This window comes from Amycolatopsis sp. Hca4, from assembly GCF_013364075.1.
In the GTDB taxonomy this organism is placed as follows: Bacteria; Actinomycetota; Actinomycetes; order Mycobacteriales; family Pseudonocardiaceae; genus Amycolatopsis.
Genome location: NZ_CP054925.1, coordinates 9,706,419 through 9,732,706 on the forward strand (window position 1 = coordinate 9,706,419; position 26,288 = coordinate 9,732,706).

Genomic DNA, 26,288 nt, shown 5'->3' on the forward strand with positions numbered 1-26,288 from the left:
CATGCCGCATTCTCCGGTCATGACCCAGCTCCACGAACCACTGAAATTCGCCTATTGGGTGCCGAACGTCAGCGGCGGGCTCGTCACCAGCGACATCGAACAGCGCACGGATTGGGGGTACGAATACAACCGGGACCTCGCGGTCATCGCCGAGAACAGCGGGTTCGAATACGCCCTCACGCAGGTCCGGTACACCGCCAGTTACGGCGCCGCCTACCAACACGAATCGACCGGGTTCAGCCTCGCGCTGCTCCTGGCCACGCAGCGGCTGAAGGTGATCGCGGCCGTGCACCCCGGCCTGTGGCAGCCCGGCGTGCTGGCGAAGTTCATCGCCAGCGCGGACGTGCTGTCCGGTGGCCGGGCCGCGGTGAACGTGGTCAGCGGCTGGTTCAAGGACGAGTTCACCGGGCTCGGCGAACCCTGGCTGGAGCACGACGAGCGCTACCGCCGGTCCGAAGAGTTCATCCGGGTGCTCAAGGAACTGTGGACCGACGACCACGCCGAGTTCGCCGGCGACTTCTACCGGATCCACGACTTCGACATCAAGCCCAAACCCCTTTCGGGTGAGAGCCGTCCGCATCCCGAGATCTTCCAGGGCGGCAATTCCACGGCGGCCCGCAAGCTGGCAGGCCGCGTTTCGGACTGGTATTTCAGCAACGGCAAGGACTACGACGGGTTCAGCGAGCAGGTGGCCGAGGTCCGCGGGTACGCCGCCGAAACCGGGCACGCCGTCAAATTCGGCCTGAACGGTTTCGTGATCGCCCGCGAAACCGAAGCCGAAGCGCGGGACGTGCTGCGCGAGATCGTCGCCAAGGCCAACGTCGAAGCGGTCGAAGGCTTCCGGTCGGCGGTGCAGCAGGCCGGCAACGCGACGGCGGACAAGAAGGGCATGTGGGCGGATTCGGAGTTCACCGACCTCGTCCAGTACAACGACGGCTTCCGCACCCGGCTGATCGGCACCCCGGAGCACATCGCCGAACGCGCCATCGAGTACAAGCGCCGCGGCGCGAGCCTGCTGCTGCTCGGTTTCCTGCACTTCCAGGAGGACGTCGAGCACTTCGGCAAGCACGTGCTGCCGATCATCCGTGAGCTGGAGAAGGACCTCGACCACAGCGCCGCGACGCCCGAACCCGTGGGGAGCCGAGCATGACCGACTGGATCGAACGCGCCCGTGAGGCCGCCGCCAAGCTCGCCGTCGACGCCGTCGAGCGCGACCGCCGCGGCGAGACCCCGTACCAGGAAGTCCAGCTGCTCAAGGACGCCGGCCTGGTCACCCTGCTCGGCCCGGCCGAGCACGGCGGCGGCGGGCAGACCTGGGAGACCGCGTACCGGGTGATCCGCGAGATCGCCAGGGCCGACGGCTCGATCGGGCAGCTGCTGGGCTACCACTACCTGTGGGCCTGGGCGGCTCGCCTGGTGGCCACGGACGCGCAGGTGGCCGCGGTCGAAGAGCTGTACACGAAGGAGAACCTGTTCTTCGGCGGCGCGGTCAACCCGCGCGACTCCGACCTGACGATCACCGAAGACGGCGACGAACTCGTCTACAACGGGCACAAGTCGTTCTCCACCGGCAGCAAGGTCTCCGACCTGACGGTGCTGGAAGGCGTCCTGGAGGGCACCGAGGACCACATCTTCGCGATCGTCCCGTCGCGGCAGGAGGGCATCACCTTCCACGACGACTGGGACAACATCGGCCAGCGGCTCACCGAATCCGGCAGCGTCACGATCTCCGGCGTCCGGGTGCCGTGGGAATCGGCCGCCGGCTACGTCGACCGCGAGTTCCGGCCGCTGGTGTACAACACCCTGAACGTCCCGGCGATCCAGCTCGTCTTCACCAACTTCTACCTCGGCATCGCCCAGGGCGCACTCGAGACCGCGCTCGCCTACACACGGGAGCGCACCCGGGCGTGGCCCTACGGCGGCGACGACAAGCAGGCCGCGTCCGAAGAGTGGTACATCCTCGACGGCTACGGCGACCTGCAGGCGAAGCTGTGGGCGGCGGAGGCACTGGTGGACAAGGCGGGCGCGGCGATCTCCCGCGTGCTCCACGCCCCGCGCGAAGAGCTGACGCCCGAGGCGCGCGGCGAGGTGGCGGTGCTGATCGCCGCGGCCAAGCAGCGCACGGTGGACACCGGCCTGGAGATCGGGACGAAGATCTTCGAGCTGACCGGGGCCAGGGCGAGCGCGTCGAAGTACGGCCTCGACCGGTTCTGGCGCAACCTGCGGACGCACTCGCTGCACGACCCGCTGCCGTACAAGCGCCGGGAAGTGGGGGAGTACGCCCTGCTCGGCGCGTACCCGACGCCGACCTGGTACACCTGAGGTCACGCCGGGACGAGCGCGAGCCGTCCGAACACCTCGCCGGTGTCGAGCTGCCGGTGGGCGAGCGTGGCGTGCGCCAACGGCAGCACGTCGTGGACAACGGCGTCCACCTCGCCCCGTCCCACCGCGGCCAGCAGCTCGGCGGCCGCGGCTCGGCGGTCCTCTGTGGACACCGTGTCCGCGCTGAACGTCGCGAACGACAGCGACTTCCGGAACGCCGCGAACATTTCCGCGGCCAGCCGCGCCGGTGGCGGGCCCGCGATCGCCCCCACCGCGACCAGCCGGCCGTTCGGGTTGAGCTTGCCCAGGAACGAGGGCAGCTCGTCCCCGGCCACGATGTCGATGACGACGTCGTAGCCGCCGGGGCCCGCACCGGAGCGGTCCAGCACGTCGGTGGCGCCCAGCGCCCGCAGGCGCGCGCCCCGCTCGGCCGACGACGTCGTGACCGCGACCGTGCCGGTGCGGGCCGCCAGCTGGACCGCCAGCACCCCGATCCCGCCCGCCGCGCCGCGGACCAGCACCGACTCGCCGGGCGCGAAGCGGGCGTGCCGGAGCCCGAAGCGGGCCACCACCCCGGATCCGGCGACGGTCACCGCGTCGACCGGCGAGACGCCCGCCGGCACGGGCACGAGCGCCGCGGCCGGAGCGACCGCCTGCTCGGCGTACCCGCCGCCCAGGCCGGTGGGGGCCCAGACGCGCGTGCCGGTCCACGACTCGTCGACGCCCTCGCCGACGGCGGTGACGACGCCGGCGACCTCGCCGCCGGGGATGTGGCCCGCTTCGAAGCCGTAGGCGGCCAGGTCGCCGCGGCGGATGAGGGCGTCGACCCCGCCGACGCCGATCGCCTCGGTGGTGATCACCACTTCCCCGGCGCCCGGCCGCGGGTCGGGGCGCTCGACGACGGCCAGGCCGCCGGGATCGCCGAAGGTCTGCACGGCCACTGCTCTCACGATCATCTCCCGGGGTCTCGGTGCGGCCGCGAACGTAACGGACGCCCCCGTCCGGTACACCTAAAGTGAGACGATGACCGGTCAAGTGCCTCGGATCCGGCGTTCGGACGCCCGCGACAACCGCGAACGCCTCCTCGAAGCGGCCCGGGCCGTGTTCGCGGACGAGGGGCTGACCGCGCCGATGCGCGAGGTCGCCCGGCGGGCGGACGTCGGCCCGGCGACGCTGTACCGCCACTTCCCGACCAAGGAGCAGCTGGTCACCGAGGCGTTCGCGGAGCAGCTGCGCGCGTGTTACGCGGTCGTCGACGACGCGCTCGCCGACCCGGACCCCTGGCGTGGCCTCCAGGCCGTGCTGGTGCGGCTGGGTGAGCTCTACGCCCGCGACCGGGCCGTCACCGCGGCGCTGCTGTCGGCGTTCCCGATGGACTTCACCGCCGAGCGGGAGCGGGCGCTGAAGTCGCTGGCGGAGCTGGTGCGCCGCGCGCGGGACGCGGGTGCGGTGCGCCCCGAGACGACGCTGGACGACGTCGTCGTGGTGCTGGCGGCGGCCGGTGGGCTCCCGGCGGCCACGCCTGCGGCGCGGGTCGCGGCGGCCCGGCGGTTCACCACGATCGCGATCAACGGCCTCCGAGCCGTTCCCACCCCTCGCGACTAAGTGGGACACTGTCCCGGTAAGCTAACCGGGACAGTGTCCCACTTGAGGAATCGAGTCTCCCATGGCGATGACGTACGTGCTGGTCCACGGCGCTTGGCACACCGGGCAGTGCTGGGCGCGGGTGGTGCCGCGGCTGGCGGCGAGCGGGCGGCCGGTGTACACCCCGACGCTGACCGGCTACGGCGAGACGCGGCACCTGCTGAGCCCGGACGTCGGGCTTCGCACGCACACCGCCGACGTCGTGCGGCTGCTGACCGAGGCGGACCTGCACGACGTCGTCCTGGTCGGGCACAGCTACGCGGGCATGGTCATCTCCGCGGTGGCCAACGAGGTGCCGGAGCGGATCGCGCGGCTGGTGTACCTCGACGCGATGGTGCCCGCCGACGGGGAGACCGCGATCGACGTCATGCCGGTCACCCGCAGCATGCTCGGCACCGGGTGGCGGGTCCCGCCGCTGCCCGAGCAGCCCGCCCCGTTCGGCCTGTTCGGGGTCACCGATCCCGGTGACATCGCCTGGTTGCGGACCATGATGTCCGACCAGTCGCTCCGGTGCCTCGAAGAGCCGGTCGCCCAGGACAACCCGGCGCTGCGGGCGATCCCGCGCACGCACATCCACTGCACGGTGAAGCCCGAGGGGTTCGACCACCGCCCGGTGCCCGCCGTGCAGCCGAACGGCGAGCCCGCGGACGTGCGCGAGCTGGCCGCCGGGCACGACTGCATGATCACCGCGCCGGCGGAGCTGGCCGAGCTGCTGCTGGACGTCGGCGAGCCGGTGGGGGCCGGTAGCATGCGGTCGTGAGCGGATCCCGGACGGCAGCAGGAAAACCGCCGCAGCGCGCCGACGCGCGGCGCAACGCCGGGAACGTCCTGGAGGCCGCGGCCGCGGTGTTCGTGACGTCCGGCGTCGAAGCGCCGATCCGGGAGATCGCCGCCCGGGCCGGGGTGGGCACGGCGACCATCTACCGCCACTACCCGACCCGGGCCGACCTGATCCTCGCGGTGTACCGGCTGCAGGTCGAAGCCCTGGCCGAAGCCGGCCCCGCCCTGCTCGCCGAGAAACCGGGGCCGCACCAGGCCCTCGTCGAGTGGATCGACCGGTTCGTCGACTTCGTCATCACCAAGCAGGGCCTGGCGTCGGTGCTGCAGTCCGACGACTCCTGCTACGACCCGCTGCACGCCTACTTCCTCGAACGCCTCGGTCCGGTGTGCACGCAGCTGCTCGACGAGGCCGCGGCGGCCGGCGAGATCGTCCCCGGCCAGGACGCCTACGAGCTGATGCGCGGTGTCGGCAGCCTCTGCGCCGGCGCCGGGACGGCAGCGCACTACGACGCCCGGCACCTGGTGAAGCTGCTGGTCAACGGCTTGCGCCGGTCAGACGCGCGGTAACAGGAACCGCTGGTTGGCGCCGCTGCCGGCGGCGTACTGGGAGATCCGGGCCCCGTCGGCGGTCGAGGCGCCCCAGACGTCCATCGCGAGGCCGCTGGCCCGGTTGACCAGGCTCACCACCCCGCCGCCCTGGTCGGTGACCTTCCACTGCTGGGTCGTCGCGCCGGTGTCCGGCTGCTGGGTGATGTCCGCGCCCGAAGCCGAGCTCGCGACCTGCAGCACCAGCCCGCTGTGCCGAGCCCGGATGCGGTGGTAGCCGCCGTCGGAGGCGAGGAAGTCGAACTGCTGGTTCAGCCCGCTGCCGGCCTGCCACTGGATCAGCGCGGCCCCCGCCGCGGTCGAGGCGCCGTTGATGTCGGCCGCCTTGCCGCTGTGCTGGGCGATGAGCCGGTAGTTCACCCCGGGCTCCACCACCGGCGGCGGGCCGCCGAGGGAGGTGACCCGGTAGGTGTGCCCCGCCTGGCCGGGGAAGCTCACCAGATCGGCCTCGACGGACGTCGGCTGGACCTTGGCGCCGCTCGTGGTGTCGAGGACCTCGTAGGTCGTCGTGAACAGGCGGCTCCGGACCCTGACGTCACCGGCCCGGTCCGGCGTGATGGTCAGCTGCGTCGCCGCGCCGCCGCTCCAGGTCGCACCGACCGTGTAGCCGCCGCGGCCGCGCAGGCCCGTGACGCTGCCGGCCGGCCAGGCGGGCGGCAGGGCGGGCAGGACGTGCAGTTCGCCGTTGTGGCTGTGCAGCAGCAGTTCCGCGATGCCGGAGGTCGCCCCGAAGTTGCCGTCGATCTGGAACGGGGGGTGCAGGTCGAACATGTTGGGCGCCAGGCGGTCCGTCCGCACGAGCAGCCGGAGCAGGTCGTGCGCCTTGCTGCCCTCCTCCATCCGCGCCCAGTAGTTGATCTTCCACGCCAGCGACCACCCGGTGCCGTCGTCCCCGCGCAGCTGGAGCGTCTTGCGGGCGGCCGTGAACAGCGTCGGCGTGCCGCGCTTGGTGATCTGGTTGCTGGGGTACAGGCCGTAGAGGTGCGAGATGTGCCGGTGGGTCTGTTCGGTCTCCACCCAGTCGTAGAGCCATTCCTGGATGTTGCCGCGCGAGCCGACCTTCATCGGCGCCAGCTTCGGCCGGGCCGCCTTGACCTGGTCGGCGAAGGCGGCGTCCACGCCGAGCACCTGGCACGCGCCCGCGCAGCCGTCGAACAGGTCGCGCAGGATCTGCATGTCCATCGTCGGTCCGGCGCACACGGACGCGTTCGTGTGGTGGTTCAGCTCGGGGGAGTTCGCCGGGTTGGTGACCAGGTAGCCCAGCGACGGTTCGGTGACCAGCGTGTCGAGGAAGAACTGTGCGGCACCCTTCAGCAGCGGGTACCGGGCGCGCAGGAACTCGACGTCGCCGGTGAACCGGTAGTGGTCCCAGATCATGGTGGCCAGCCACGCCCCGCCGGTCTGCCACATGCCGGCCTGCGCGAAGTCCACAATGGAGGATCCGCGCCACCCGTCGGTGTTGTGGTGGGTGACCCAGCCCCGGGCGCCGTACTCGACCTGCGCGGTGCGCGCCCCGGTCACCGAGAGATCGGCGATCATCGCGAACACCGGCTCGTAGCACTCGGCGAGGTTGGTGACGTCGGCCGGCCAGTAGTTCATCGGCAGGTTGGCGTTGAGCGTGTACTTCGACTCCCACGACGGGTTCAGCTGGTCGTTCCAGATGCCCTGCAGGTTGGCCGGCTGGGTGCCCGGCCGCGACGAGGAGATCAGCAGGTAGCGCCCGAACTGGAAGAGCAGGGCGGCGAACTGCGGGTCGCTGACGCTGTTGTGCTGGGCGATCCGGACGTCGGTCGGCTGGTCGGCCGCCGCGGTGCGGCCGAGGTCGAGGGTGGTGCGCGTGAACAGCTTCTGGTGGTCCGCCACGTGCCGGCTGCGCAGGGCGTCGAAGGACAGGGACTGGGCGGCGGCCAGCTTCGACCGCGCGATGCCCTGGTAGTCCCCGTTCACCGTGCGGTAGTCGACGTAACTCGTGCCGATGGAGATCAGCAGCGTCACCGCGTTGGCGCCGGATACCCGCAGCGTGCCGCCGGAACTGCTGGTGGTCCCGCCCTCGGCGGTGGCGTTCGCCAGTGCGAGGAACCGGACCGAGCCGGGGATGCCGCGGCTGTCGGAGGAAACGCCGTCGAGCGCGATCGTGGTGCCGTTCGGGCTGGACGCCGTCGCCCGCTGCGGGGTGCCGAACGACGCGGAGAACGAGATCGAGCCGGGCGTCTCGGCGGTCAACCGCACGACGATCACCTGGTCCACCGCGCTGGCGAAGACTTCCCGCCGGTACCGCACGTTGTTCACGACGTAGCCGACGACCGTCGTCGCCGTGGTCAGGTCGAGCCAGCGCTGGTAGGAGGACGCGGTGCCGCCCGGGAGCGCGAGGCTGAGCGTGCCGACGGGCTGGTAGGGCTGCTGGGCGGCCGGGGTGCCCAGCATCTTCTGGTCGATCAGCGACTGCGCCTGCGTCCACTGGTTCGCGAACACCAGCTGCCGGATCTGGGCGAGGGCGCCCGCGCCCTGGGTGTTGCTGTAGTCGTGCGGGCCGCCCGCCCAGACCGTGTCCTCGTTGAGCTGCAGGCGTTCGGTGTCGGTGTTGCCGAACACCATGGCGCCCAGCCTGCCGTTGCCGATCGGCAGCGCGCGCAGCCACTCGGTGCCCGCCGGTTTGTCGTACCACAGCGCCAGGTCGTTCACCGCCCGGACGTCGGCAGGCGCGGCCGAGCCGGGCCGGGCGGTCGCCGTCCACGCGAGGGGCACCAGCGCGGCACCGAGCCGGATGGCCTGCCGCCGGGTCAGGTCGGGCATCGTCGTCCTCCGTGTCTCAGGCGCGCTGGAGCTGGAAGCGCTGGTTGGCGCCGCCGGAGGCGGCGTACTGCGAAATCCGCGCGCCGTCGGCGGTCGAGGCGCCCCAGACGTCCATCGCGAGGCCGCTGGCCCGGTTGACCAGGGTGACCGCACCGCCGCCGGCGTCGGTGACCTGCCACTGCTGGGTCGCGGCGCCGGTGTCCGGCTGCTGGGTGATGTCCGCACCGGAGGCGGTGCCGGCGACCTGCAGCACGAGACCGCTGTGCCGGGCCCGGATCCGGTAGTAGCCGTCGGTGGAGGCGAGGAAGTCGAACTGCTGGTTGGCCGCGGCGTGCGAGGTCCACTGGATCAGGGCGGCGCCCGCGGCGGTGGACGCGCCGCTGATGTCCGCCGCCTTGCCGCTGTGCGCGGCGACCAGGGAGTAGTTCACGCCGACCTGCACCGGCGAGGTGGGCGGGTTCGGGTCGGTGCCGCCGCCGAACTGGCTGAAGAACTTCCAGATCTCGGCCTTGTCCCAGCTGCGCGCGCCGCTCTCGCAGCCGGTGCAGCCGTCCACCGGGCCCTGCTGGTGGCCGCCGTCGAAGGGTGCCCAGACCACCGGGTAGCCGGTCCGGCAGCCCGAGTAGACGGTCAGGTAGTGGGTCTTGCTGCCCGCGGCGGGTTCGGGGGCGTTCTGCGGGGTGCAGCCGTTGTTCCGCACGAAGGTGTCCCGCAGCCCGCGCCCGGCGCCGATGTTGTCCGAGACCCCGTGGATCCCCATGTACGCGATGGGTTGCGTGCCCCCGCTGCAGCCGCTGATCGCCCCGGGCGCGGCGATGGCCACGACCGCGCGGAAGACGTTCGCCCGGGCGCAGGCCAGCGCGTAGCTCATCGCGCCGCCGTAGCTGAAACCGATGGAGAACAGCTGCGTCGTGTCGACGCAGAGGTCGTTTTCGATCAGCCGGACCATGTCGTCGGTGAACGTCACGTCCTCGCCGCCGGAATTGCCCCAGCCGTTGTTGAGGCCCTGCGGCGCCACGAAGATCGTGCTGTTGCCCGACTGCGACTGCATGCCGTAGTAGGCCCAGGCGTAGCCGTCGCTGCCGCCCGAGGCGACCTGCTCGGCGGTGCCGCCCAGCCAGTGGAAGCCGAAGGCCAGCCGGTGCGGCGCGCTGTTGTCGTAGGTGTCGGGGATCTTGAGGATGAAGCTGCGGCTCTTGCCGTTGCTCTGGATCGTGCGCGTGCCGCTGGTGAGCGTGGGGTTCTTGCCGCAGCCGGCACTCGGCGTGCCGGCCAGTGGCGTGGGCGACGCGGCGGCGCCCGGGGGAGTGGCGGTCACGGACAGCACGAGCAACGCGGCGGTCGCGAAGATCCGGAACGGTGAGCCGGGCCTGGGCATGCGGAACCCTTTCGGGCGAGGAGGAAATACTCGGTCCCCCGGCACGGGAAAGCGGCTCCAGGGGGTATTCGGGTTGTAGCACGGATTTCGAATGGGTGTCCAGCTCGAAATGAAACTTTCATTTCCATTGTTGGCGCGGTAAATTGTTCCGTGAAAATCCTCTGAAAGTTGTTCCTGGGCCGGAGTCCGCGCGGTGCAGTCGGCCGGGACCGGTGGCCCGTCGGGAACGAGGGTCGTGACAAGGCGGTTTGTTAGCGCTAACATGCTCGCCGGGCCCACCCCCATGTCCGCTCAACGACGAACGGAGCACCCGGTGACCTCCTCGTTCAGCCGCCGGCGGCTGCTGCAAGCCGCCGGCGCCACCGCCATCGCTTCCGCGGCCGGCTCGGCCGGATTCGCCCTCGGCGGAGCACCCGCCGCCGCCGCGACTGCCGCGGCCGTCGGTCCGGTCCGCCCGGACGCCGGGGTCGCCGCGTCCCCGTTCGAGCTCGGCCAGGTGCGGCTGACCGCGAGCCGCTGGCTGGACAACCAGAACCGCACGCAGAACTACCTGCGGTTCGTCGACGTCGACCGGCTGCTCTACAACTTCCGCGCCAACCATCGGCTTTCCACCAACGGCGCCGCCACCAACGGCGGCTGGGACGCGCCGAACTTCCCGTTCCGCAGCCACGTCCAAGGGCACTTCCTGTCCGCGTGGGCCCAGCTGTGGGCCGTCGCCGGCGACACCTCGTGCCGGGACAAGGCCACCGCCATGGTGGCCGAACTGGCCAAGTGCCAGGCCAACAACAGCGCCGCCGGGTTCGCCGCCGGCTACCTCTCCGGTTTCCCCGAGGCCGACTTCGACAACCTCGAAGCCGGGCGGCTGAGCAACGGAAACGTGCCGTACTACTGCATCCACAAGACCATGGCCGGCCTGCTCGACGTGTGGCGCTACGTCGGCAGCACCCAGGCCAGGGATGTACTGCTGAACCTGGCCGGCTGGGTCGACCGGCGCACCGCCCGGCTGTCGGCGAGCCAGCTGCAGTCCGTGCTGAACACCGAGTTCGGCGGCATGAACGCCGTGCTCACCGACCTCTACCAGTACACCGGCGACACGCGGTGGCTGACGGCCGCGCAGCGGTTCGACCACGCCGCCGTGTTCGACCCGCTGGCCGCCAACCGGGACCAGCTCAACGGGCTGCACGCCAACACCCAGATCCCCAAGTGGATCGGGGCCGCGCGGGAGTACAAGGCCACCGGCACCACCCGCTACCGCGACATCGCCACGAACGCCTGGAACATCACCGTCGGCGCGCACACCTACGCCATCGGCGGCAACAGCCAGGCCGAGCACTTCCGCGCCCCCAATGCGATCGCCGGCTACCTCAACGCCGACACCTGCGAAAGCTGCAACACCTACAACATGCTCAAGCTGACGCGGGAACTGATCGCGCTGTACCCGGACCGCGCCGACCTGGCCGACTACTACGAGCGGGCGCTGCTCAACCAGATGATCGGCCAGCAGAACCCGGCCGACAGCCACGGGCACATCACGTACTTCAGCTCGCTCAACCCGGGCGGCCGCCGCGGCCTCGGCCCGGCGTGGGGCGGCGGCACGTGGAGCACCGACTACAACTCGTTCTGGTGCTGCCAGGGCAGTGGCCTGGAAACCCAGACGAAGCTCGCGGACTCCATCTACTTCTTCAGCGACACGACGCTGATCGTGAACCTGTTCCTGCCGTCGGTGCTGACCTGGACCCAGCGCGGCATCACGGTCACCCAAACCACGTCGTTCCCGGCGAGCGACACCAGCACGCTGACGGTGACCGGGAGCGTGAGCGGCACCTGGGCGATGCGCATCCGCATCCCGGGCTGGACGAGCGGGGCGACGATCAGCGTCAACGGCGTCGCGCAGAACGTGACCGCCACGCCCGGGAGCTACGCCACGCTGTCGCGGTCCTGGGCGTCCGGCGACACGGTCACGGTCCGGCTGCCGATGAAGGTCGCGCTGAAACCGGCCAACGACAACGCGAACGTCGCGGCGGTCACCTACGGCCCGGTGGTGCTGGCCGGCAACTACGGGTCCAGCACGCTGCCGTCGTTGAACCCGGCCTCGGTCACCCGGACCAGCAGCACGGCGTTGACGTTCAGCGCCACGGCGAACGGGTCGGCGGTCAGCCTGGTGCCGTTCTACGACGCCCAGGGCTTCAGCTACACGGCGTACTGGAACACCGGCAGCGCCGGCGCGACGACGTACCGGCTGGTCAACGTCGGCAGCGGGCTGCTGCTGGGGGTGGAGAACATGTCCACCGCCGACGGCGGCCGAGCGCTGCAGTGGTCGGACAACGGCACCGCGGACCACAACTGGGAGCTGATCACCGACGGCAGCGCGGTGCGTTTCCGCAACGCCAACAGCGGAAAGGTCCTCGGCGTCCTGGACATGTCGACCGCGGACGGCGCCCGAGTCCTCCAGTGGTCGGACAACGGAACGGCCGACCACCGCTGGACGGTGCTCGACCAGGGCGACGGAACGGCGAAGATCCGCAACGTCAACAGCGGCAAGCTGCTGACGATCGAGAACGGTTCGACGGCGGCAGGAGCGTATGCCGTGCAGGGCCCGGACAACGGCGCCGCGGCCACCCGCTGGCGGCTGGTGCGCAACGGCTGAGGTCCGTTTTTGTCGGTGGTCGCCGATACGCTGGAACCGGGGGCCCTATGTGGTTGTCAAGCCGCAGTGGGGGCTGGTTCGGGGTGGCGGTAGTGGGTGCCGTTTCGGAGCATGGCGTAGAGGATGTCGCAGCGGCGTCGGGCCAGGCAGATCAGTGCGGCGTTGTGTTTCTTGCCCTCAGCTCGCTTGCGGTCTTAGTAGGCCCGGCTGACCGGGTCGGACAGAGCGGCGAACGCGGCGAGGAAGAACGCACGTTTGAGCTGGCGGTTGCCGGTCCGGGCCGGGTGTTCGCCCTTGATCGACGTTCCGGAGCTGGCGAAGTTGGAGGCGTCGCCGACCTCGAGGAGGATGCGGGCTGCGGTCCTGACCTCGATGCCGGGCATCGAGGTCAGGACCCCGGCAAGAGGGTGTGCATCGAGTATCCTCTCAACCTGCTCGGCAACGTGTTTCCGTTGCTGCAGAGCGGTTTTCAGGCTGTCAGCCAGCCTCGGCAAGACCGTGTCCGCGGCCGCGGTGCCCGGGACGGTGACGGTCTGCTCGCCGAGCGCGGTCATGATCGCCTCGACCAGCCGTTCGCCGATGTGCGGCGCGTGGGCTTTGGCGATCGCGGTGAGTTTGCGGCGGCCGGCTTTGGCGATGCCGGCCGGTCCGCCGCAGCGGGAGTGGATTTCCAACATGGCCCGGTGGCTGATCTTGGGGCCGATGGCGTGTTCGAGGGCGGGGTGGATGCCGGTGAGCAGGCCGCGGATGTGGTTGCTGATGCGGGTGGCTTCGCCGGCGAGGTCGTCGTCGAATTCGACCAGCACCTCCAGTTCGGTCAGGGCGTCGTCGCCGACGTCGACCGGGTGCAGGGTGTGGGGCAGGGAGCGGGCGGCGTCGGCGATGACACGTCCAGGCCGAGACCTACCCAGCGCTGGCCGTGTCCCTATCAGCAGTCGTCGATGCCACCAGACCCGGTGACACCACCCCCCGGATCATGCCTTCGACTGGGGACAAAGTCATGCCGGGCCTGGTGACCACAGCTCCTTGATCAGGAACTACGAAAACGGTAACGGGGGCGCCCCGCGGGCGGGCCGGCTGCGGTCCGGCCGGCGTCGCGGTGCGGCGCCGGCCGGGCAGGGGCTCCTTGATCAAGGACCAGGGGCCGCGCACGATCGGGAGGACCAGCGCGGATCAAGACGGGGACCGGTCGGCGCTTCCCCATGGCCCGCCCGATTCGGGGTGGGCGGAAACCGCCGGCGCGTAACGGCAGGTCCCCCGGCCCGCCCGCGCCTACTGTGGTCGCGATCGACGGCACCGGCGCGGACGCCGCGGTTCGTCGACGTCCGCGCCGAGGACCAGCGGTGTGGTGGGTCCGGCGCGGAGACTCGCGGCGGCCCACCTGAGCAACCCGGCCCCCACACGAGTTCGACCTCAGCGATGCAGGGCGGCCGTGAGTGCCTCGGCCAGTGTCACGGGCGGGCGGCCGATCAGGCGGCGCAGGTCGCCGGAGTCGGTGTGCATCTCGCCGCGGCTCATGCCGCGGTCGGCGTCGGCGAGGACCTCCGCCAGCTCGGCGGGCAGGCCCGCCGCGGCCAGTGTCCGGGCGAAGCCGGGCACCGGGAGGTCGGCGTAGGTCACCTGCTTTCCGGCCGCGGCGGAGATCGCGGCGGCGAGCTCTGTCAGGGTGAAGGCTTCGTCGCCGCCGAGCTCGTACACGGCGCCGGTGTGACCTTCGGTGGTGAGGACGACCGCTGCGGCCTCGGCGTAGTCGGCGCGGGACGCGGCGCTGATCCGCCCCTCGCCCGCGGCGCCGGCGAGCGCGCCGTTCTGCAGGATCTGCGGCAGCTGGCCGGTGTAGTTCTCCAGGTACCAGCCGTTGCGCAGCAGTACGCCGGGGATTCCGCGCTCCCGCAGGTACTCCTCGGTCTCGCGGTGCGTGGCGCCGATGACGGTGGTGGCCGTGTCCGCGTGCGTCGTGCTCGTGTACGCCACCAGCGACACGCCCGCGGATGCCGCGGCATCGATCACGCGGCGGTGGTTGGCGACCCGCTCACCGACCGGGACCGAGGCCGAGACCAGCAGCAGCCTGTCCGCCCCCGCGAAGGCCTCGGCCAGGCTGTCGGTGTCCGCGAAGTCGGCGCGGCGGACCGTGATGCCCCGGTCGGCCAGATCCTTGATCCCGGCGATGTCCCGGCCGGTCGCGATGACGTCCGCGGCCGGGACTCCGCGCCGCAGCAGTGCCTCGACGGTGAGCCTGCCCAGCTGGCCGGTGGCTCCGGTGACGACGATCGGCATGGTGGTCATTCCTTCCTTCCCGCGTGCCGCGGTCCGTCCGCCGCGGCGTGGAACTCAGAATGACCTGGACACTCTCTGCTGGGGAGTAGCCACTTCTTGGTAGGGTACTTACCGCAGCGAAAGCATTGAGGTGAGCCGGATGACTGCTGTCGGGAATGTGACCGGGCCCATGCCGTCGTTCGATCCGTACGAGCGCGGCTGCCCGTCGCGGGACCTGCTCGACCAGATCGGCAGCAAGTGGGCGGTCCTCGTGCTGGGCGAACTCGGCCGGAACGGGTCCGCCCGGTTCGGTCATCTCCGGCAGGCGCTGGCCGGCGTGAGCGAGAAGATGCTCACCCAGACGCTGCGCACCCTCGAACGCGACGGGCTGGTCAGCCGGACCGTGTACCCGGAGGTGCCGCCGCACGTGGAGTACGAGCTGACCGCGCTCGGCCAGACGCTCCGCGAACCGCTGAAGGCGCTCACGGAGTGGTCCGTGCTGCACATCGGAGAAGTCATCACCGCCCGCGAAGAGTACGACGACCGCACCAGGTGATCGTTCACCCTCGGTAGACGTAGTCCCGGACCTCTCGTTTCGTGGGCTGCCGGGCATTCCTGCCTTGGTCAGGTCGGTGGGGTGAAGCGGCCGTCCACCGCGGTCCAGCCGCCATCCACCATCAAGGTCGTTCCCGTTACGTACGTTGCCGCGTCCGAGGACAGGTACACCACGGCTCCGGCCAGCTCCTGGGGCTGGGCCCACCGGCCCAACGCCCCCTTGGTCGCGTACGCGTGGTACCAGGCCTCGTTCTGCTTGATCTGTTCGGTCAGCGGTGTTTCCACCACGCCGGGGGCGATCGCGTTCACCCGCACGCCCGACTCGCCGAACTCGGCCGCCGCCGTTTTCACCAGCTGGATCGCTCCCGCCTTCGTGGCCGCGTACACCGCCTGGCCCGGCTCCACCACGTACCCCTCACCGAGGAGAACACCACGATGCTGCCCCGTCCTCTTCGGACCATCCGGCGGCCGAACGCCTGCAGGACCGTGAAAGTCGCCTTGAGGTTGAGGTTCACCACGCGGTCGAACTCCGCCGGGGTGTAGTCGAGGATGCGCTTGCGGACGTTCGTGGCCGCGGTCAGGACCAGGATGTCGAGGTCGGCCGCGCTGCCCGCCGCCCGCTCGACCGCGTCGGAGTCGGTGATGTCCAGCTCCAGTGCTTCACCGTCCACCTCCCTCGCCGTGGCCGTGGCCGTGGCCGGGTCCTTGTCCGCGCACGTCACCTCGGCGCCGTGGGCCTTCAGGGCCAGCGCGGCTTCGCGGCCGATGCCGCCCGCTCCGAGCACGGCCGCCTTCTTGCCGGCCAGGCTGAACAACTTCGTGTAGTCCGTCATGGGTTCGCTCATTCCGGCCGGATCACGGCCATGCGGGTGACGGTCAGTTCTTCGATCGCGAAGCGGGGGCCTTCACGGCCCACGCCGGAGTCCTTGATGCCGCCGTACGGCATGATGTCCGAGCGGAAGCCGGGGGCCTCGTTCACGATCACGCCGCCGACCTCCAGCTCCGCCACCGCCTTGAACGCCGTGGCCAGGGAGCGGGTGTACACGCTCGCGTGGAGGCCGTAACGCGACCGGTTGACCAGGTCGAACGCCGCCGGCAGGTCCGGGACCGAGCGGAGGGCCACCACCGGCGCGAAGATCTCCTCGCACCACGCCTCCTCCTGCTCCGGGACGTCGAGCAGGATCGTCGGCTCGATGGCGCGGCCCGCCCGGCGGCCGCCCGCCAGGAGCTTCGCGCCCGCCTGCTCCGCCTTCTCGATCCAGCTCAGCGCGCGGTCCGTCGACGCTTCGTCGATCAGGGGAGCCACCCGGGTGGCCGGGTCGCGGGGGTCGCCGGTGGTGAGCTCGCCGATGCCCGCCGTCAACCGGGCGACGAACTCCTCGCGGACCGGCTCGCACACGATCACCCGCTGCACCGCGATGCACGCCTGCCCGTTGAAGTAGAAGCCGCCGCGGAGGACGGCTTCGGCCGCCTTCTCCAGATCCGCGTCGGGGGCCACCACCAGCGCCGCGTTCGACCCCAGCTCCAGGAGCACCTTGCGGGGCGCCGCGTCCTTCGCGATGCGGTGGCCGACCGCCGCCGAGCCGGTGAACGACACCGCCGCCACCCTCGGGTCGGTCACCAGCCTGCGGCCCACCTCGGCGTCCCCGGTCACCACCTGGACGATCTCCGGCGGTGCGCCGTGCCGCTCCGCCGCCTCCCGGACCAGCTCCGCCAGCCAGAGCGCCGACAACGGGGTGGCCGGGGCCGGCTTGCGGATCACCGGGCAGCCCGCCGCGATCGACGGGGCGATCTTGTGGCTGGCCAGCAGCAGCGGGGCGTTGAAGCCCGCGATGCCCACCACCAGGCCGATCGGCCTGCGGTTCCAGTAGCCGATCAGGCCCGCTCCGGATTCCTGGATGTCCAGCGGCACCGTCTCGCCGTGGATGTGGGCGACCTCCTCCGCGGTCGCCGACCAGGTGAACAGCGTCCGGGACAGCTCGAGCGCGCAGTCGGCGCGGGTCTTGCCGGTCTCGGCGACCAGCAGCTCGGTGAACTCGGCCGAACGCGCGCGGACGGCGGTCTCGACGTCCAGCAGGATCGACCGGCGCGCCGCCGAGGTCAGCGCACCGACCCGCTTGACGGCCGCCGCGCCCGCGTCGAGGGCGGCGCCGGCGTGGGCGGCCGAACCGACCGGGGCGTGCGCCACCACCGATCCGTCGTAGGGGAACACCACCGGTGCCGTATCGGTGCCGGTGAGCCACCCCGGCCCGATCGGCAGCCCGGACCGCAGTGCCGGAACGGTGAAGCCCGTCATCAGCAACCCCTCCTCAAACGCCATTGTCCAAGGTCAGCCGGGATTGTTGTCCGCGTACTTCACGGTGATGTTCTTGAAGCCCAGCGACTGCAGCAGCCCGGTCAGCATCGTCCGCGTGTTCCGCTCCGCGTCCGCCACCAGTGAGCTCTTCGCGGCCGCCGCCTGGATCTGCTTCTGGGCGAGTTCGTACAGCGCCTGCTGCGAGTTCGGGTTGCCGGTCAGGAACTCGTTGATCCAGGTGAACAGACCCTGCTGCTGCGCGTACACGTGCGACTCGTGCACGTCCAGCGTCGCCGGTTCCAGCTGGGCGTGGCCCAGGGTGATCGTGGCGGACTGGCGGTCGTCGGAGACCTGGACCGCGTCGCCCTTCAGCCGCGAGAAGTCCACGTACGCGTTGTCCGTGCCGACGCCGATGAACAGCGTGTCGCTGCCGGCCAGGAAGCTCGGCAGGATGGAACTGGTCGTGATGTCGACGACCACCTGGAACGAACCGCTGGCCGCCTCGTAGCGGGAGAGCTCCACGATCGACTGCAGCAGCACCGGACCCGAGTGCTCTTCGGTCTTTTCGGCGAACGGATTGCGCAACTGGGGTAACAGGTGCACCGCCGATGCGACCAGTACCGCTGCCACCAGCACCACCACTGCCACGCCCAACGCGACGAGCCGTCTGCCCCAAGCACCCATGCCGCCAGGAATACCCAACCGGCCGCCGGACGAATCGGGCGGTACGGTGTGTCCGGCTCCGACGGGAGGAGAACTGTGCGCAAGTCCGTGTGGCTGTGGATCCTGCTGGCCATCCTCGTCATCCTGGTGCTCGGGATGATCTTCGGCGGCTACCGCAAGGGCACCAAGATCGGAGCGCCCGCCGCCCCGGTGGCGGTCCTGGCCGTGCACCAGGCGGCTTGAACCGCCCGGTCCGGCTTCGGTCCACAAAGGACGGCACGTGGCCGGCCGCGCCGGCCGGCCACGCACCGAGGGGCCTCAGGAGCAGGCCGTCCCGTTGAGCGTCGGCTGCTGGAACGGCGGTGTGCCACCGCTGTAGTCCGCGTTGTAGCCGAGCGTGGTCGTCGCGTTCGTGCCCAGGTTGCCGTTCCACGCCGCGTTGGCCACCGTGACGACGTCGCCGCCGTCGGTCCAGGTGCCGTTCCAGCCGTTGGTGACGGTCACGCCGGGCGCGGAGAACTTCAGCGTCCAGCTCGTCAGGGCAGCGCCGCGGTTCTCGATGACGATCTCGCCGGTGTACCCGGTCGGCCAGCTGCTGACCACCCGGTGGGTGACTCTGCAGCCCCCGGTCGGCTGCGGGGTCGTGGTGGTGGGCGTGGTCGGCGTGGTGGGGGTCGTCGGCGTGGTCGGAGTGGTCGGCGTCGTCGGGGTGGTGGTCTGGATCGGCCCGGCGGCGATGGCGAGGTCGTAGGCCCGCTGGGGCACGAACTGGCCGGCCGTGGCGATGCAGCCGTCCGCCTCGCCCGGCGGCTTGACCCACAGGAACGCGTCGATCTGGGCGTCGCCGGTCTGGTTGGTGCTCGGCGTGCCGATCGCCCGCCCGCCGGGGTCGCACCACTCGCTGCCCTGCGGCCCGTTGCCGTTGCGGCTCGTGTCGATCACGGCCTTCAGTCGCGAGTCGCCGAGCTGGCCGAGGACCGCCTTGTCGTAGGCGACTTCGTCGGACGTCGAGCGGTAGTTGGACACGTTGGTGGAGATGCCGTCGGCGCTGTTGGAGATGTCGGCGGCCCGCAGCCGCGAGGCGGCGTCGGCGGGGGAGAGCCAGGCGGAGTGGCCGATGTCGAAGTACACCTTCGCCTGCGAGGAGCCGGCCTTCAGCTTCTTGCCCGCGTAGGCCATCGACGCCGAGGTCTGGCGCTGCTGGTCGCTGTTCTGGCAGCTCGTCATCTGCGGGAGCACGTCGGGCTCGAGCACGATGGCCGCGGGCCGGCCCGCGAGACCGGCCGACACCTGGTCGATCCAGGCCCGGTAGGCGTCGTGGGACGGCGCGCCGCCGCTGCTCGCGCCGCCGCAGTCGCGGTTGGGGATGTCGTAGACGACCAGGATCGGGATCTTGCCCGCCGCGGCGGCCGCGCCGGTGTAGGCGTCGACCTCGCTGCGCACGGTCGAGGTGTTGGTGGTGGTGAACCACCGCGCCTGCGGTACCGCGGCGATCCGGTCGCGGATGACCGCGGCGCGCGAGTCGCCGGGGTTGGCCGCGACCCACTTGGCCGCGTTGGTGCCCGGGTCGACGTAGTACGCCGAGGCGGCGGCCTGCGCGCCGGCCCACGTGGTCGTGGCGACGACGCCGGTGACGGCGACGGCGGCGAGCCCGCCGGCGGCCACTGTCCTGCTGCGCATGCACGTTCTCCTTCGAACGGTGGGGAGGCGCCGGAAATGTCTGCTGGGAGCGCTCCCAGTAAACGGAGACTGTAGCCGGGGAAGGCGGCGCGGGAAAGGGGCTGCCGGTGTTCCGCGCGCTTGTCCGCGGGAAAGTTACATTTGCGCGCCTTGTTGCCGGACAGCCGAAAGAACGCGCTGAACTGCGGTGATGGCGGCCGCGAAGTGTGCCGGCCGCGGTGTTTCGTAACCTGCGCGCCGAAAGTTGTCGGGCGGCGATGGTGACTGTTAGCGTTAACGCCCAGCTGTTCGCCATCGACGAAGATGGGGTTCTCACGAGCGATTTCCCCCTTCGCTGAGCGACCGATTGTTACGTCGGCGCGCCCGAAAGTTTCGCCGGGCGCCGTCCCTTCGTCGGAAGTGAGGACACCCATGTTCCGGAGCGCGCGAGCCGCGGCCGCGGCGGTGCTCTTGGTCGTGGCCGGCGGCGTGGTCGCCGCGGCACCGGCCGCACAGGCCGCCACCTCGATCACGGTCAACGGCGGATCGGGCGGCCGCACGTTCGACGGCGTCGGCGCGGTGAGCGGCGGCGGGGGCAACAGCCGCCTGCTGATCGACTACCCGGAGCCGCAGCGCGGCCAGATCCTCGACTACCTGTTCAAGCCCGGCTACGGCGCCGCCCTGCAGATCCTCAAGGTGGAAATGGGCGGGGACACCAACTCCACCAGCGGCGCCGAGCCCAGCCACGCCCACTTCCGCGGCGACCTGGACTGCAACCGCGGGTACGAGTGGTGGCTCATGGAGCAGGCGAAGGCCCGCAACCCCGGGATCAAGCTGGTGGGCCTGCCCTGGGGCGCGCCGGGCTGGATCGGCAACGGCACCTTCTTCTCCAACGACCTGACCGACTACTACCTGTCGTGGCTGGGGTGCGCGAAGCAGCACGGGCTGACCATCGACTACCTCACGTCGGTCCAGAACGAGAAGCAGTGGAGCGCCGACTGGACGGTCACCCTGCGGAACGCGCTCAACGCCAACGGGTACAGCGCGGTGAAGATCATCTCCGGTGACTCGTGGCCGGGGGACTGGGGGCCGGCGAGCGCGATCTCGACGAACACCGCCTACCGCAACGCCACCGACGTGCTCAGCGCCCACTACACGTGCGGCTACCTCAGCGCGCAGACCTCCTGCAGCGTCCCGGCGAACGTCACCAACACCGGCAAGACGCTGTGGTCGAGCGAAAACGGCTCCCAGGACTACAACGACGGCGCCAAGCCGCTGGCCCGCGGGATCAACCGCGTCTACCTCGACGGCAAGATGACCGCCTACCTCAACTGGGACCTGATCGCCGCCGTCACCCCGAACATCCCGTGGCCGACGGTGGGCCTGATCCTGGCCAACCAGCCGTGGTCCGGGTACTACTCCGTCGGCAAGGACGCGTGGGCGCTGGCGCACACGACGCAGTTCACCGCGCCCGGCTGGAAGTACCTCGACGCCTCCAGCGGGTACCTCGGCGGCAACCGTTCCAACGGCAGCTACGTCTCGCTGAAGTCGCCGAACAACACCGACTACAGCACGATCATCGAGACGATGGACGCGACCTCGGCCCAGACGCTGAACCTGAACGTCACCGGCGGCCTGTCCACCGGCCAGGTGCACGTGTGGGCGACCAACCTCAACTCGAACAACGGCAGCGACCACTTCGTCCACAGCGCCGACATCACGCCGAACGGCGGCGCCTTCTCCCTGACCGCCCAGCCCGGCTACCTCTACACGATCACGACGACCACCGGGCAGGGCAAGGGCACCGCGACCAGCCCGCCGCAGGGCTCGCTGAACCTGCCCTACAGCGACGACTTCGACTCCTACGCCAAGGGCAAGGAAGCCAAGTACCTGATGGACATGGAGGGCGCCTTCGAGACCGCCGCCTGCGGGGCGGGCCGCGCCGGGACGTGCGTGCGCCAGGCCGCGACGCAGAAGACGATCCCGTGGAAGAAGTTCGTCGACCCGTACGCGCTGCTGGGCAACATCGCCTGGAGCAACTACACCCTCAGCACGGACGTGCTGCTGGAGAAGTCCGGGTACGTCGAGCTCCTCGGCCGGGCCGGCTCGCAGGACACCGGCAACCAGGGCGCGCTGAACGCGTACTACTTCCGGATCAGCGACACCGGCGCCTGGTCGCTCCGGCGCAACAACACCAGCCAGCAGAACACCACCCTGCGCACCGGCACCACGACCGCGCTCGGCACCGGCAGCTGGCACAAGCTGGCACTGGGCTTCTCGGGTACCACGATCACCGTTTCGGTCGACGGCACGGTGCTCGGCACGGTCACCGACAGCACCTTCCCGGCCGGCCAGGTCGGCATCGGCACGGCGGTCGGGGAGACCGCGCAGTTCGACAACCTCGAGGTCGCCGGCTCGGGCGGCGGGTCGACGTCGGTGCTGCGCAACACCGGGGCCGGGCGCTGCCTCGACGTCCCGAACGTGTCCCAGACCAACGGCACGCAGGTGACCCTGTGGGACTGCAACGGTGGCAGCAACCAGCAGTGGACGCTCACCTCGGGCAAGCAGCTGCAGGTCTACGGCAGCAAGTGCCTCGACGCCGAGGGCGCGGCGACGAGCGCCGGGACCCGGGCGATCATCTGGGACTGCACGGGCGGCACCAACCAGCAGTGGAACGCCGCCGCCGACGGCACGATCACCGGTGTCCAATCCGGACTGTGCCTCGCTCCGAGCGGGAACGGCACCGGGAACAGCACGCCGGTCACGCTGCAGGCCTGCACCGGCGCGAACACCCAGAAGTGGACGCGGAGCTAGCCGTGGTGCCCCCGGAGGAAGGAGTTCACCGATGAAGAGCCGCTGGAGCAGGATGTGGCCGGCCGTGGTGATCGCCGCGGGCGCGGTGGCCGGCACGGCGACGGCGTCACAGGCTGCCACCCAGGGACCGTGTGACATCTACGCGGCGGGCGGAACGCCGTGTGTGGCCGCGCATTCCACCACCCGGGCGTTGTACGGCGCCTACAGCGGAGCGCTGTACCAGGTCCGGCGGGCCTCGGACAACACCACGCGGGACATCGGCGTGCAGAGCGCCGGCGGGGTGGCGGACGCGGCCGCGCAGGACGCGTTCTGCGCGGGGACCACCTGCCTGATCACGGTCATCTACGACCAGTCCGGCCGGAACAACCGGCTCACCCAGGCCCCGCCGGGCGGGTTCTCCGGCCCGGCCGCGGGCGGCTACGACAACCTCGCCAGTGCCACCGCCGCGCCGATCACCATCGGCGGGCAGAAGGCGTACGGCGTGTTCGTGGCGCCGGGTACCGGCTACCGCAACAACAACGCCACCGGGACCGCGACCGGCGACCAGCCCGAGGGTATGTACGCGATCTTCGACGGCACGCACTACAACGGTGGTTGCTGCTTCGACTACGGCAACGCCGAGCGCAACAGCCGGGACAACGGCAACGGCACGATGGAAGCGATCTACTTCGGCAACATCAAGGTGTGGGGGTACGGCGCCGGGAACGGGCCGTGGATCATGGCCGACCTGGAGAACGGCCTGTTCTCCGGCGTCAACCAGCGCTACAACGCCAACGACCCCAGCATCAGCCACCGGTACCTCACGGCGATCGTCAAGGGCGGCCCCAACCACTGGGCGATCCGGGGCGGCAACGCCCAGTCCGGCGGGGTGTCGACGTTCTACGACGGCGTGCGGCCCAACGTGTCCGGCTACAACCCGATGCGCAAGGAAGGCGCGATCATCCTCGGCACCGGCGGTGACAACAGCATCGGCTCCGCCGGCACGTTCTACGAAGGCGTGATGACGTCCGGGTACCCCTCGGACGCGACGGAGAACGCGGTGCAGGCCAACATCGTCGCGGCGGGCTACGGCACCGGCGGCAGCACCACCGGCACCGGCCCGGTGCACGCGGTCGGCGCGGGCAAGTGCCTGTCCGGCGCCGCCCAGGGCACTCAGCTGCAGATCGCCGGGTGCACCGGCCAGCCGAACCAGACCTGGACGCGCACCTCGGACGGCAGGCTGACGGCCACGATCGGCGGGGCGACCCTGTGCCTGGACGCCTCCGGCCAGGGCACCAGCGCGGGCACGAAGGTGGTGACCTGGGCCTGCAACGGGCAGGGCAACCAGCAGTGGACCGTCAACGCCAACGGCACGGTCACCGGTGTCCAATCCGGACTGTGCCTGGACGTCACCGGTGCCTCCACGGCCGAGGGCGCGCCGGTCGAGCTGTGGACCTGCAACGGCGGCAGCAACCAGCAGTGGACGCTGGGCTGACCCCGTTCCGAGACGAATCGAGGCTTTCGATGACCACCCGTTCACCCCGGCGGCTCCGGGCCGCCGGCACCCTCCTCGCGGCGGCCGCGCTGTCGGCGACCGCACTGGTGCTGTCGCCCGGCGTCGCCGGGGCGGCGGGCACGCTCGGGGCCGCGGCGGCGCAGACCGGCCGGTACTTCGGCGCCGCCATCTCGACTGGCCACCTGGGCGAAGCGACGTACGTGAACACGTGGACCGCGGAGTTCAACGGCGTCACGCCGGAGAACGAGATGAAGTGGGACACGGTCGAGCCCAACCGCAACCAGTTCAATTTCGCGCCCGCGGACCGGATCGTGAGCCAGGCACGCGGCCAGGGGATGAAGATCCGCGGGCACACCCTGGTGTGGTACCAGCAGCTGGCGCCCTGGGTCGGCGGGCTGGACGCGGGCAACCTGCGTTCGGCCATGCTGAACCACATCGCCCAGGTGGCCGGGCACTGGAAGGGCCAGGTCATCGCCTGGGACGTGGTCAACGAGGCGTTCGAGGAGAACGGCACCCGCCGGCAGGCGACCTTCCAGCAGAAGCTCGGCGACGGCTACATCGAGGACGCCTTCCGCGCGGCCCGCACCGCCGACCCGGGCGCCAAGCTCTGCTACAACGACTACAACACCGACGGCATCAACGCGAAGAGCACCGGCATCTACAACATGGTGCGGGACTTCAAGAGCCGCGGCGTGCCGATCGACTGCGTGGGCTTCCAGAGCCACCTGGGCTCGAACTCCAACCTCGGCAGCTACCAGGCGAACCTGCAGCGCTTCGCCGACCTGGGTGTCGACGTGCAGATCACCGAGCTGGACGTCGGCGGCTCGGGATCCGGGCAGGCGAACGTCTACCGGCAGGTCACCCAGGCGTGCCTGGCGGTGTCCCGGTGCACGGGCATCACCGTCTGGGGCGTCACGGACAAGTACTCGTGGCGCTCGGGCGACACCCCGCTGCTGTTCGACGGCAACTACGGCAAGAAGCAGGCGTACACGGCGGTCCTCGACACGCTCAACGGCGGCAACCCCGGTCCCGGCGGGAGTACCGGTCCGGTGCGCGCGGTGGCCTCGAACCGCTGCCTGGACGTGCCCGGCTCGTCGACCACCGCGGGGACCCAGGTGCAGATCTGGGACTGCAACAACGGGGCGAACCAGCAGTGGACCCGCGGCAGCGCGGGCGAGCTGAGCGTCTACTCCGGCGGGACGAAACGCTGCCTGGACACCGCGGGCGGCGGGACCGCGGCGGGCACGGCGGCGGTCATCGCGAACTGCACCGGCGGAACCGGTCAGAAGTGGACGTTCACCGGGAACGGGACGGTCAGCCACGGCCAGTCGGGGCTGTGCCTGGACGTCACCGGCGCGGCCACCGCCAACGGCACCAAGGTGATCGTCTGGACCTGCAACGGCGGCGGCAACCAGCGGTGGGCGGTGGGCTGACCCCGTACGCTGGGCCGGTGGACGAGGTGCCCGTGGTGACCGGACGCCTGGTCGTGCGCCGGTTCGAGGCCGGGGACGTGCGGGCGTTCGAGGCCTACCGCTCGGACCCCGAGGTGGCTCGCTACCAGTCGTGGGACGTGCCGGTGCCGGACGCCGCGGACCTCGTGGCGGAGTTCGCGGCGGCGCAGGAGGGGGCGCCCGGCTGGTTCCAGTACGCCGTGGCGCTCCGGGACGGCGGCGGCCTGATCGGGGACGTCGGTGTCTGCGTCCACGACAACCGGATGCAGGCCGAGCTGGGGTTCACCCTCGCCAGGGTCCACCAGGGACGGGGGTATGCGACCGAGGCCGTGCGCGCGGTGCTGGCCCGCGTGCTCCGGAGCGGGATCCGCCGCGTCTCGGCGGAGTGCGACGCCCGGAACACCGCGTCGGCGCGGCTGCTGGAACGGCTCGGGTTCGTCCGGGAGGGGTTCCGCCGCCGGCACACCTGGCTCAAGGGCGAGTGGACCGACGACCTGCTGTTCGGGTTGCTCGCCGAGGACGGCGGGCCCGACCTCTTCGGGTGCCGGCCCGACCTGGTGGTGAGCGACCTGGCGGCGAGTGTCGCGTTCTACGCCGACGTGCTGGGGTTCCGGGTCGGCTGGCGGTGGTCGGAGGGGCAGGGCCGGTTCCTCGCCGATGCCGAGCCGACCGAGCCGGGAACCGCGCTCGTCGGGCGCGACCACGTGCAGCTGATGCTCACCCAGCTCGCGGGACCGCACCCGACCCGGCTGCACCTGGACATCCCGACGGCCGCGGGCGTGGACCGGCTGTTCCGGGAGTGGCGCGAGCGCGGGGCGGAGATCGCGGAGCCGCCGGCCGTCCGCCCGTGGGGGATGTACGAGATGCGGGTCCACGACCCGGACGGCACCGTGCTCCGGGTGAGCTCGCCACCGGCAAGCTGACGGCTA

At 70.9% G+C, this 26,288-nt stretch carries 19 protein-coding genes and 2 pseudogenes; 12 read left to right on the plus strand and 9 right to left on the minus strand.

Annotation, left to right across the window (positions count from 1 at the left end; genetic code table 11):
• Positions 1-19: 19 nt before the first annotated feature.
• Both sfnG and HUT10_RS44020 read left to right on the plus strand, forming a co-directional pair.
• Entirely contained in the window at positions 20-1,150 is a 1,131-nt protein-coding gene (gene sfnG / locus HUT10_RS44015) for a dimethylsulfone monooxygenase SfnG (RefSeq protein WP_176176631.1), read from the plus strand.
• A complete protein-coding gene (locus HUT10_RS44020; protein ID WP_176176632.1) occupies positions 1,147-2,322 on the plus strand; it encodes an acyl-CoA dehydrogenase family protein in 1,176 nt (391 codons plus the stop codon). Before sfnG ends, HUT10_RS44020 begins: the two co-directional genes overlap by 4 nt.
• Positions 2,323-2,324: 2 nt before the next feature.
• Here HUT10_RS44020 and HUT10_RS44025 read toward each other — a convergent pair whose 3' ends face one another.
• The gene (locus HUT10_RS44025) at positions 2,325-3,263 is read right to left on the minus strand and encodes a zinc-binding dehydrogenase (RefSeq protein ID WP_217709807.1); all 939 of its coding nucleotides are present in this window, start codon (positions 3,261-3,263) and stop codon (positions 2,325-2,327) included.
• 82 nt (positions 3,264-3,345) lie between these two features.
• On the opposite strand from HUT10_RS44025, the gene HUT10_RS44030 reads away from it, so the two are divergent.
• From HUT10_RS44030 to HUT10_RS44040, 3 genes are all read left to right on the plus strand, one after another.
• Positions 3,346-3,927: a TetR/AcrR family transcriptional regulator gene (locus tag HUT10_RS44030; RefSeq protein ID WP_176176634.1), complete on the plus strand. Its 582-nt coding sequence runs from the start codon at positions 3,346-3,348 to the stop codon at positions 3,925-3,927.
• A 61-nt stretch (positions 3,928-3,988) separates the two neighbouring features.
• Positions 3,989-4,726: an alpha/beta fold hydrolase gene (locus tag HUT10_RS44035; RefSeq protein ID WP_176176635.1), complete on the plus strand. Its 738-nt coding sequence runs from the start codon at positions 3,989-3,991 to the stop codon at positions 4,724-4,726.
• A complete protein-coding gene (locus tag HUT10_RS44040) occupies positions 4,723-5,313 on the plus strand; it encodes a TetR/AcrR family transcriptional regulator (RefSeq protein WP_176176636.1) in 591 nt (196 codons plus the stop codon). The genes HUT10_RS44035 and HUT10_RS44040 overlap by 4 nt, the downstream gene beginning before the upstream one ends.
• On the opposite strand, the gene HUT10_RS44045 is transcribed toward HUT10_RS44040, so the two are convergent.
• The gene (locus tag HUT10_RS44045) at positions 5,299-8,145 is read right to left on the minus strand and encodes a glycoside hydrolase N-terminal domain-containing protein (protein WP_176176637.1); all 2,847 of its coding nucleotides are present in this window, start codon (positions 8,143-8,145) and stop codon (positions 5,299-5,301) included. The genes HUT10_RS44040 and HUT10_RS44045 overlap by 15 nt on opposite strands.
• A gap of 16 nt (positions 8,146-8,161) precedes the next feature.
• Entirely contained in the window at positions 8,162-9,523 is a 1,362-nt protein-coding gene (locus HUT10_RS44050) for an RICIN domain-containing protein (RefSeq protein ID WP_176176638.1), read from the minus strand.
• A 313-nt stretch (positions 9,524-9,836) separates the two neighbouring features.
• Here HUT10_RS44050 and HUT10_RS44055 point away from each other — a divergent pair, with 313 nt between their 5' ends.
• Positions 9,837-12,170, plus strand: coding sequence for a beta-L-arabinofuranosidase domain-containing protein (locus tag HUT10_RS44055; protein WP_176176639.1), 2,334 nt, complete (start codon positions 9,837-9,839; stop codon positions 12,168-12,170).
• A gap of 56 nt (positions 12,171-12,226) precedes the next feature.
• Here HUT10_RS44055 and HUT10_RS44060 read toward each other — a convergent pair.
• Together HUT10_RS44060 and HUT10_RS44065 are read right to left on the minus strand one after the other, a co-directional pair.
• A pseudogene (locus tag HUT10_RS44060) lies at positions 12,227-13,057 on the minus strand (transposase); the annotation flags it as partial.
• A 526-nt stretch (positions 13,058-13,583) separates the two neighbouring features.
• A complete protein-coding gene (locus tag HUT10_RS44065) occupies positions 13,584-14,456 on the minus strand; it encodes an SDR family oxidoreductase (protein ID WP_254897285.1) in 873 nt (290 codons plus the stop codon).
• A 130-nt stretch (positions 14,457-14,586) separates the two neighbouring features.
• Here HUT10_RS44065 and HUT10_RS44070 point away from each other — a divergent pair, with 130 nt between their 5' ends.
• A complete protein-coding gene (locus HUT10_RS44070; RefSeq protein WP_176176640.1) occupies positions 14,587-14,982 on the plus strand; it encodes a helix-turn-helix domain-containing protein in 396 nt (131 codons plus the stop codon).
• Between the two features lie 68 nt (positions 14,983-15,050).
• On the opposite strand, the pseudogene HUT10_RS44075 reads toward HUT10_RS44070, so the two are convergent.
• The 3 genes and pseudogenes from HUT10_RS44075 to HUT10_RS44085 form a co-directional block, all read right to left on the minus strand.
• A pseudogene (locus HUT10_RS44075) lies at positions 15,051-15,826 on the minus strand (SDR family NAD(P)-dependent oxidoreductase).
• Positions 15,823-17,277, minus strand: coding sequence for an aldehyde dehydrogenase family protein (locus HUT10_RS44080; RefSeq protein ID WP_176176641.1), 1,455 nt, complete (start codon positions 17,275-17,277; stop codon positions 15,823-15,825). The pseudogene HUT10_RS44075 and the gene HUT10_RS44080 overlap by 4 nt, the downstream one beginning before the upstream one ends.
• Positions 17,278-17,310: 33 nt before the next feature.
• A complete protein-coding gene (locus HUT10_RS44085) occupies positions 17,311-17,961 on the minus strand; it encodes a DUF4230 domain-containing protein (protein ID WP_254897286.1) in 651 nt (216 codons plus the stop codon).
• Positions 17,962-18,036: 75 nt separating this feature from the next.
• Between HUT10_RS44085 and HUT10_RS44090 the strand changes: the two genes are divergently transcribed.
• The gene (locus HUT10_RS44090; RefSeq protein WP_176176642.1) at positions 18,037-18,183 is read left to right on the plus strand and encodes a hypothetical protein; all 147 of its coding nucleotides are present in this window, start codon (positions 18,037-18,039) and stop codon (positions 18,181-18,183) included.
• Between the two features lie 75 nt (positions 18,184-18,258).
• Here the strand turns inward: HUT10_RS44090 and HUT10_RS44095 are convergent, their stop codons facing one another.
• Positions 18,259-19,605, minus strand: a complete 1,347-nt coding sequence (locus HUT10_RS44095) for a glycoside hydrolase family 6 protein (protein WP_176178322.1) — start codon at positions 19,603-19,605, stop codon at positions 18,259-18,261.
• A gap of 426 nt (positions 19,606-20,031) precedes the next feature.
• Here HUT10_RS44095 and HUT10_RS44100 point away from each other — a divergent pair, with 426 nt between their 5' ends.
• From HUT10_RS44100 to HUT10_RS44115, 4 genes are read left to right on the plus strand one after another with little or no spacing between them, the layout of a single operon-like run.
• Positions 20,032-22,413: a ricin-type beta-trefoil lectin domain protein gene (locus HUT10_RS44100; RefSeq protein ID WP_176176643.1), complete on the plus strand. Its 2,382-nt coding sequence runs from the start codon at positions 20,032-20,034 to the stop codon at positions 22,411-22,413.
• Positions 22,414-22,444: 31 nt separating this feature from the next.
• Entirely contained in the window at positions 22,445-23,887 is a 1,443-nt protein-coding gene (locus HUT10_RS44105; RefSeq protein ID WP_368660811.1) for an arabinofuranosidase catalytic domain-containing protein, read from the plus strand.
• Between the two features lie 29 nt (positions 23,888-23,916).
• Positions 23,917-25,341: an endo-1,4-beta-xylanase gene (locus HUT10_RS44110; RefSeq protein ID WP_176176644.1), complete on the plus strand. Its 1,425-nt coding sequence runs from the start codon at positions 23,917-23,919 to the stop codon at positions 25,339-25,341.
• A gap of 17 nt (positions 25,342-25,358) precedes the next feature.
• The gene (locus HUT10_RS44115; RefSeq protein WP_217709695.1) at positions 25,359-26,282 is read left to right on the plus strand and encodes a GNAT family N-acetyltransferase; all 924 of its coding nucleotides are present in this window, start codon (positions 25,359-25,361) and stop codon (positions 26,280-26,282) included.
• Positions 26,283-26,288: the final 6 nt, after the last annotated feature.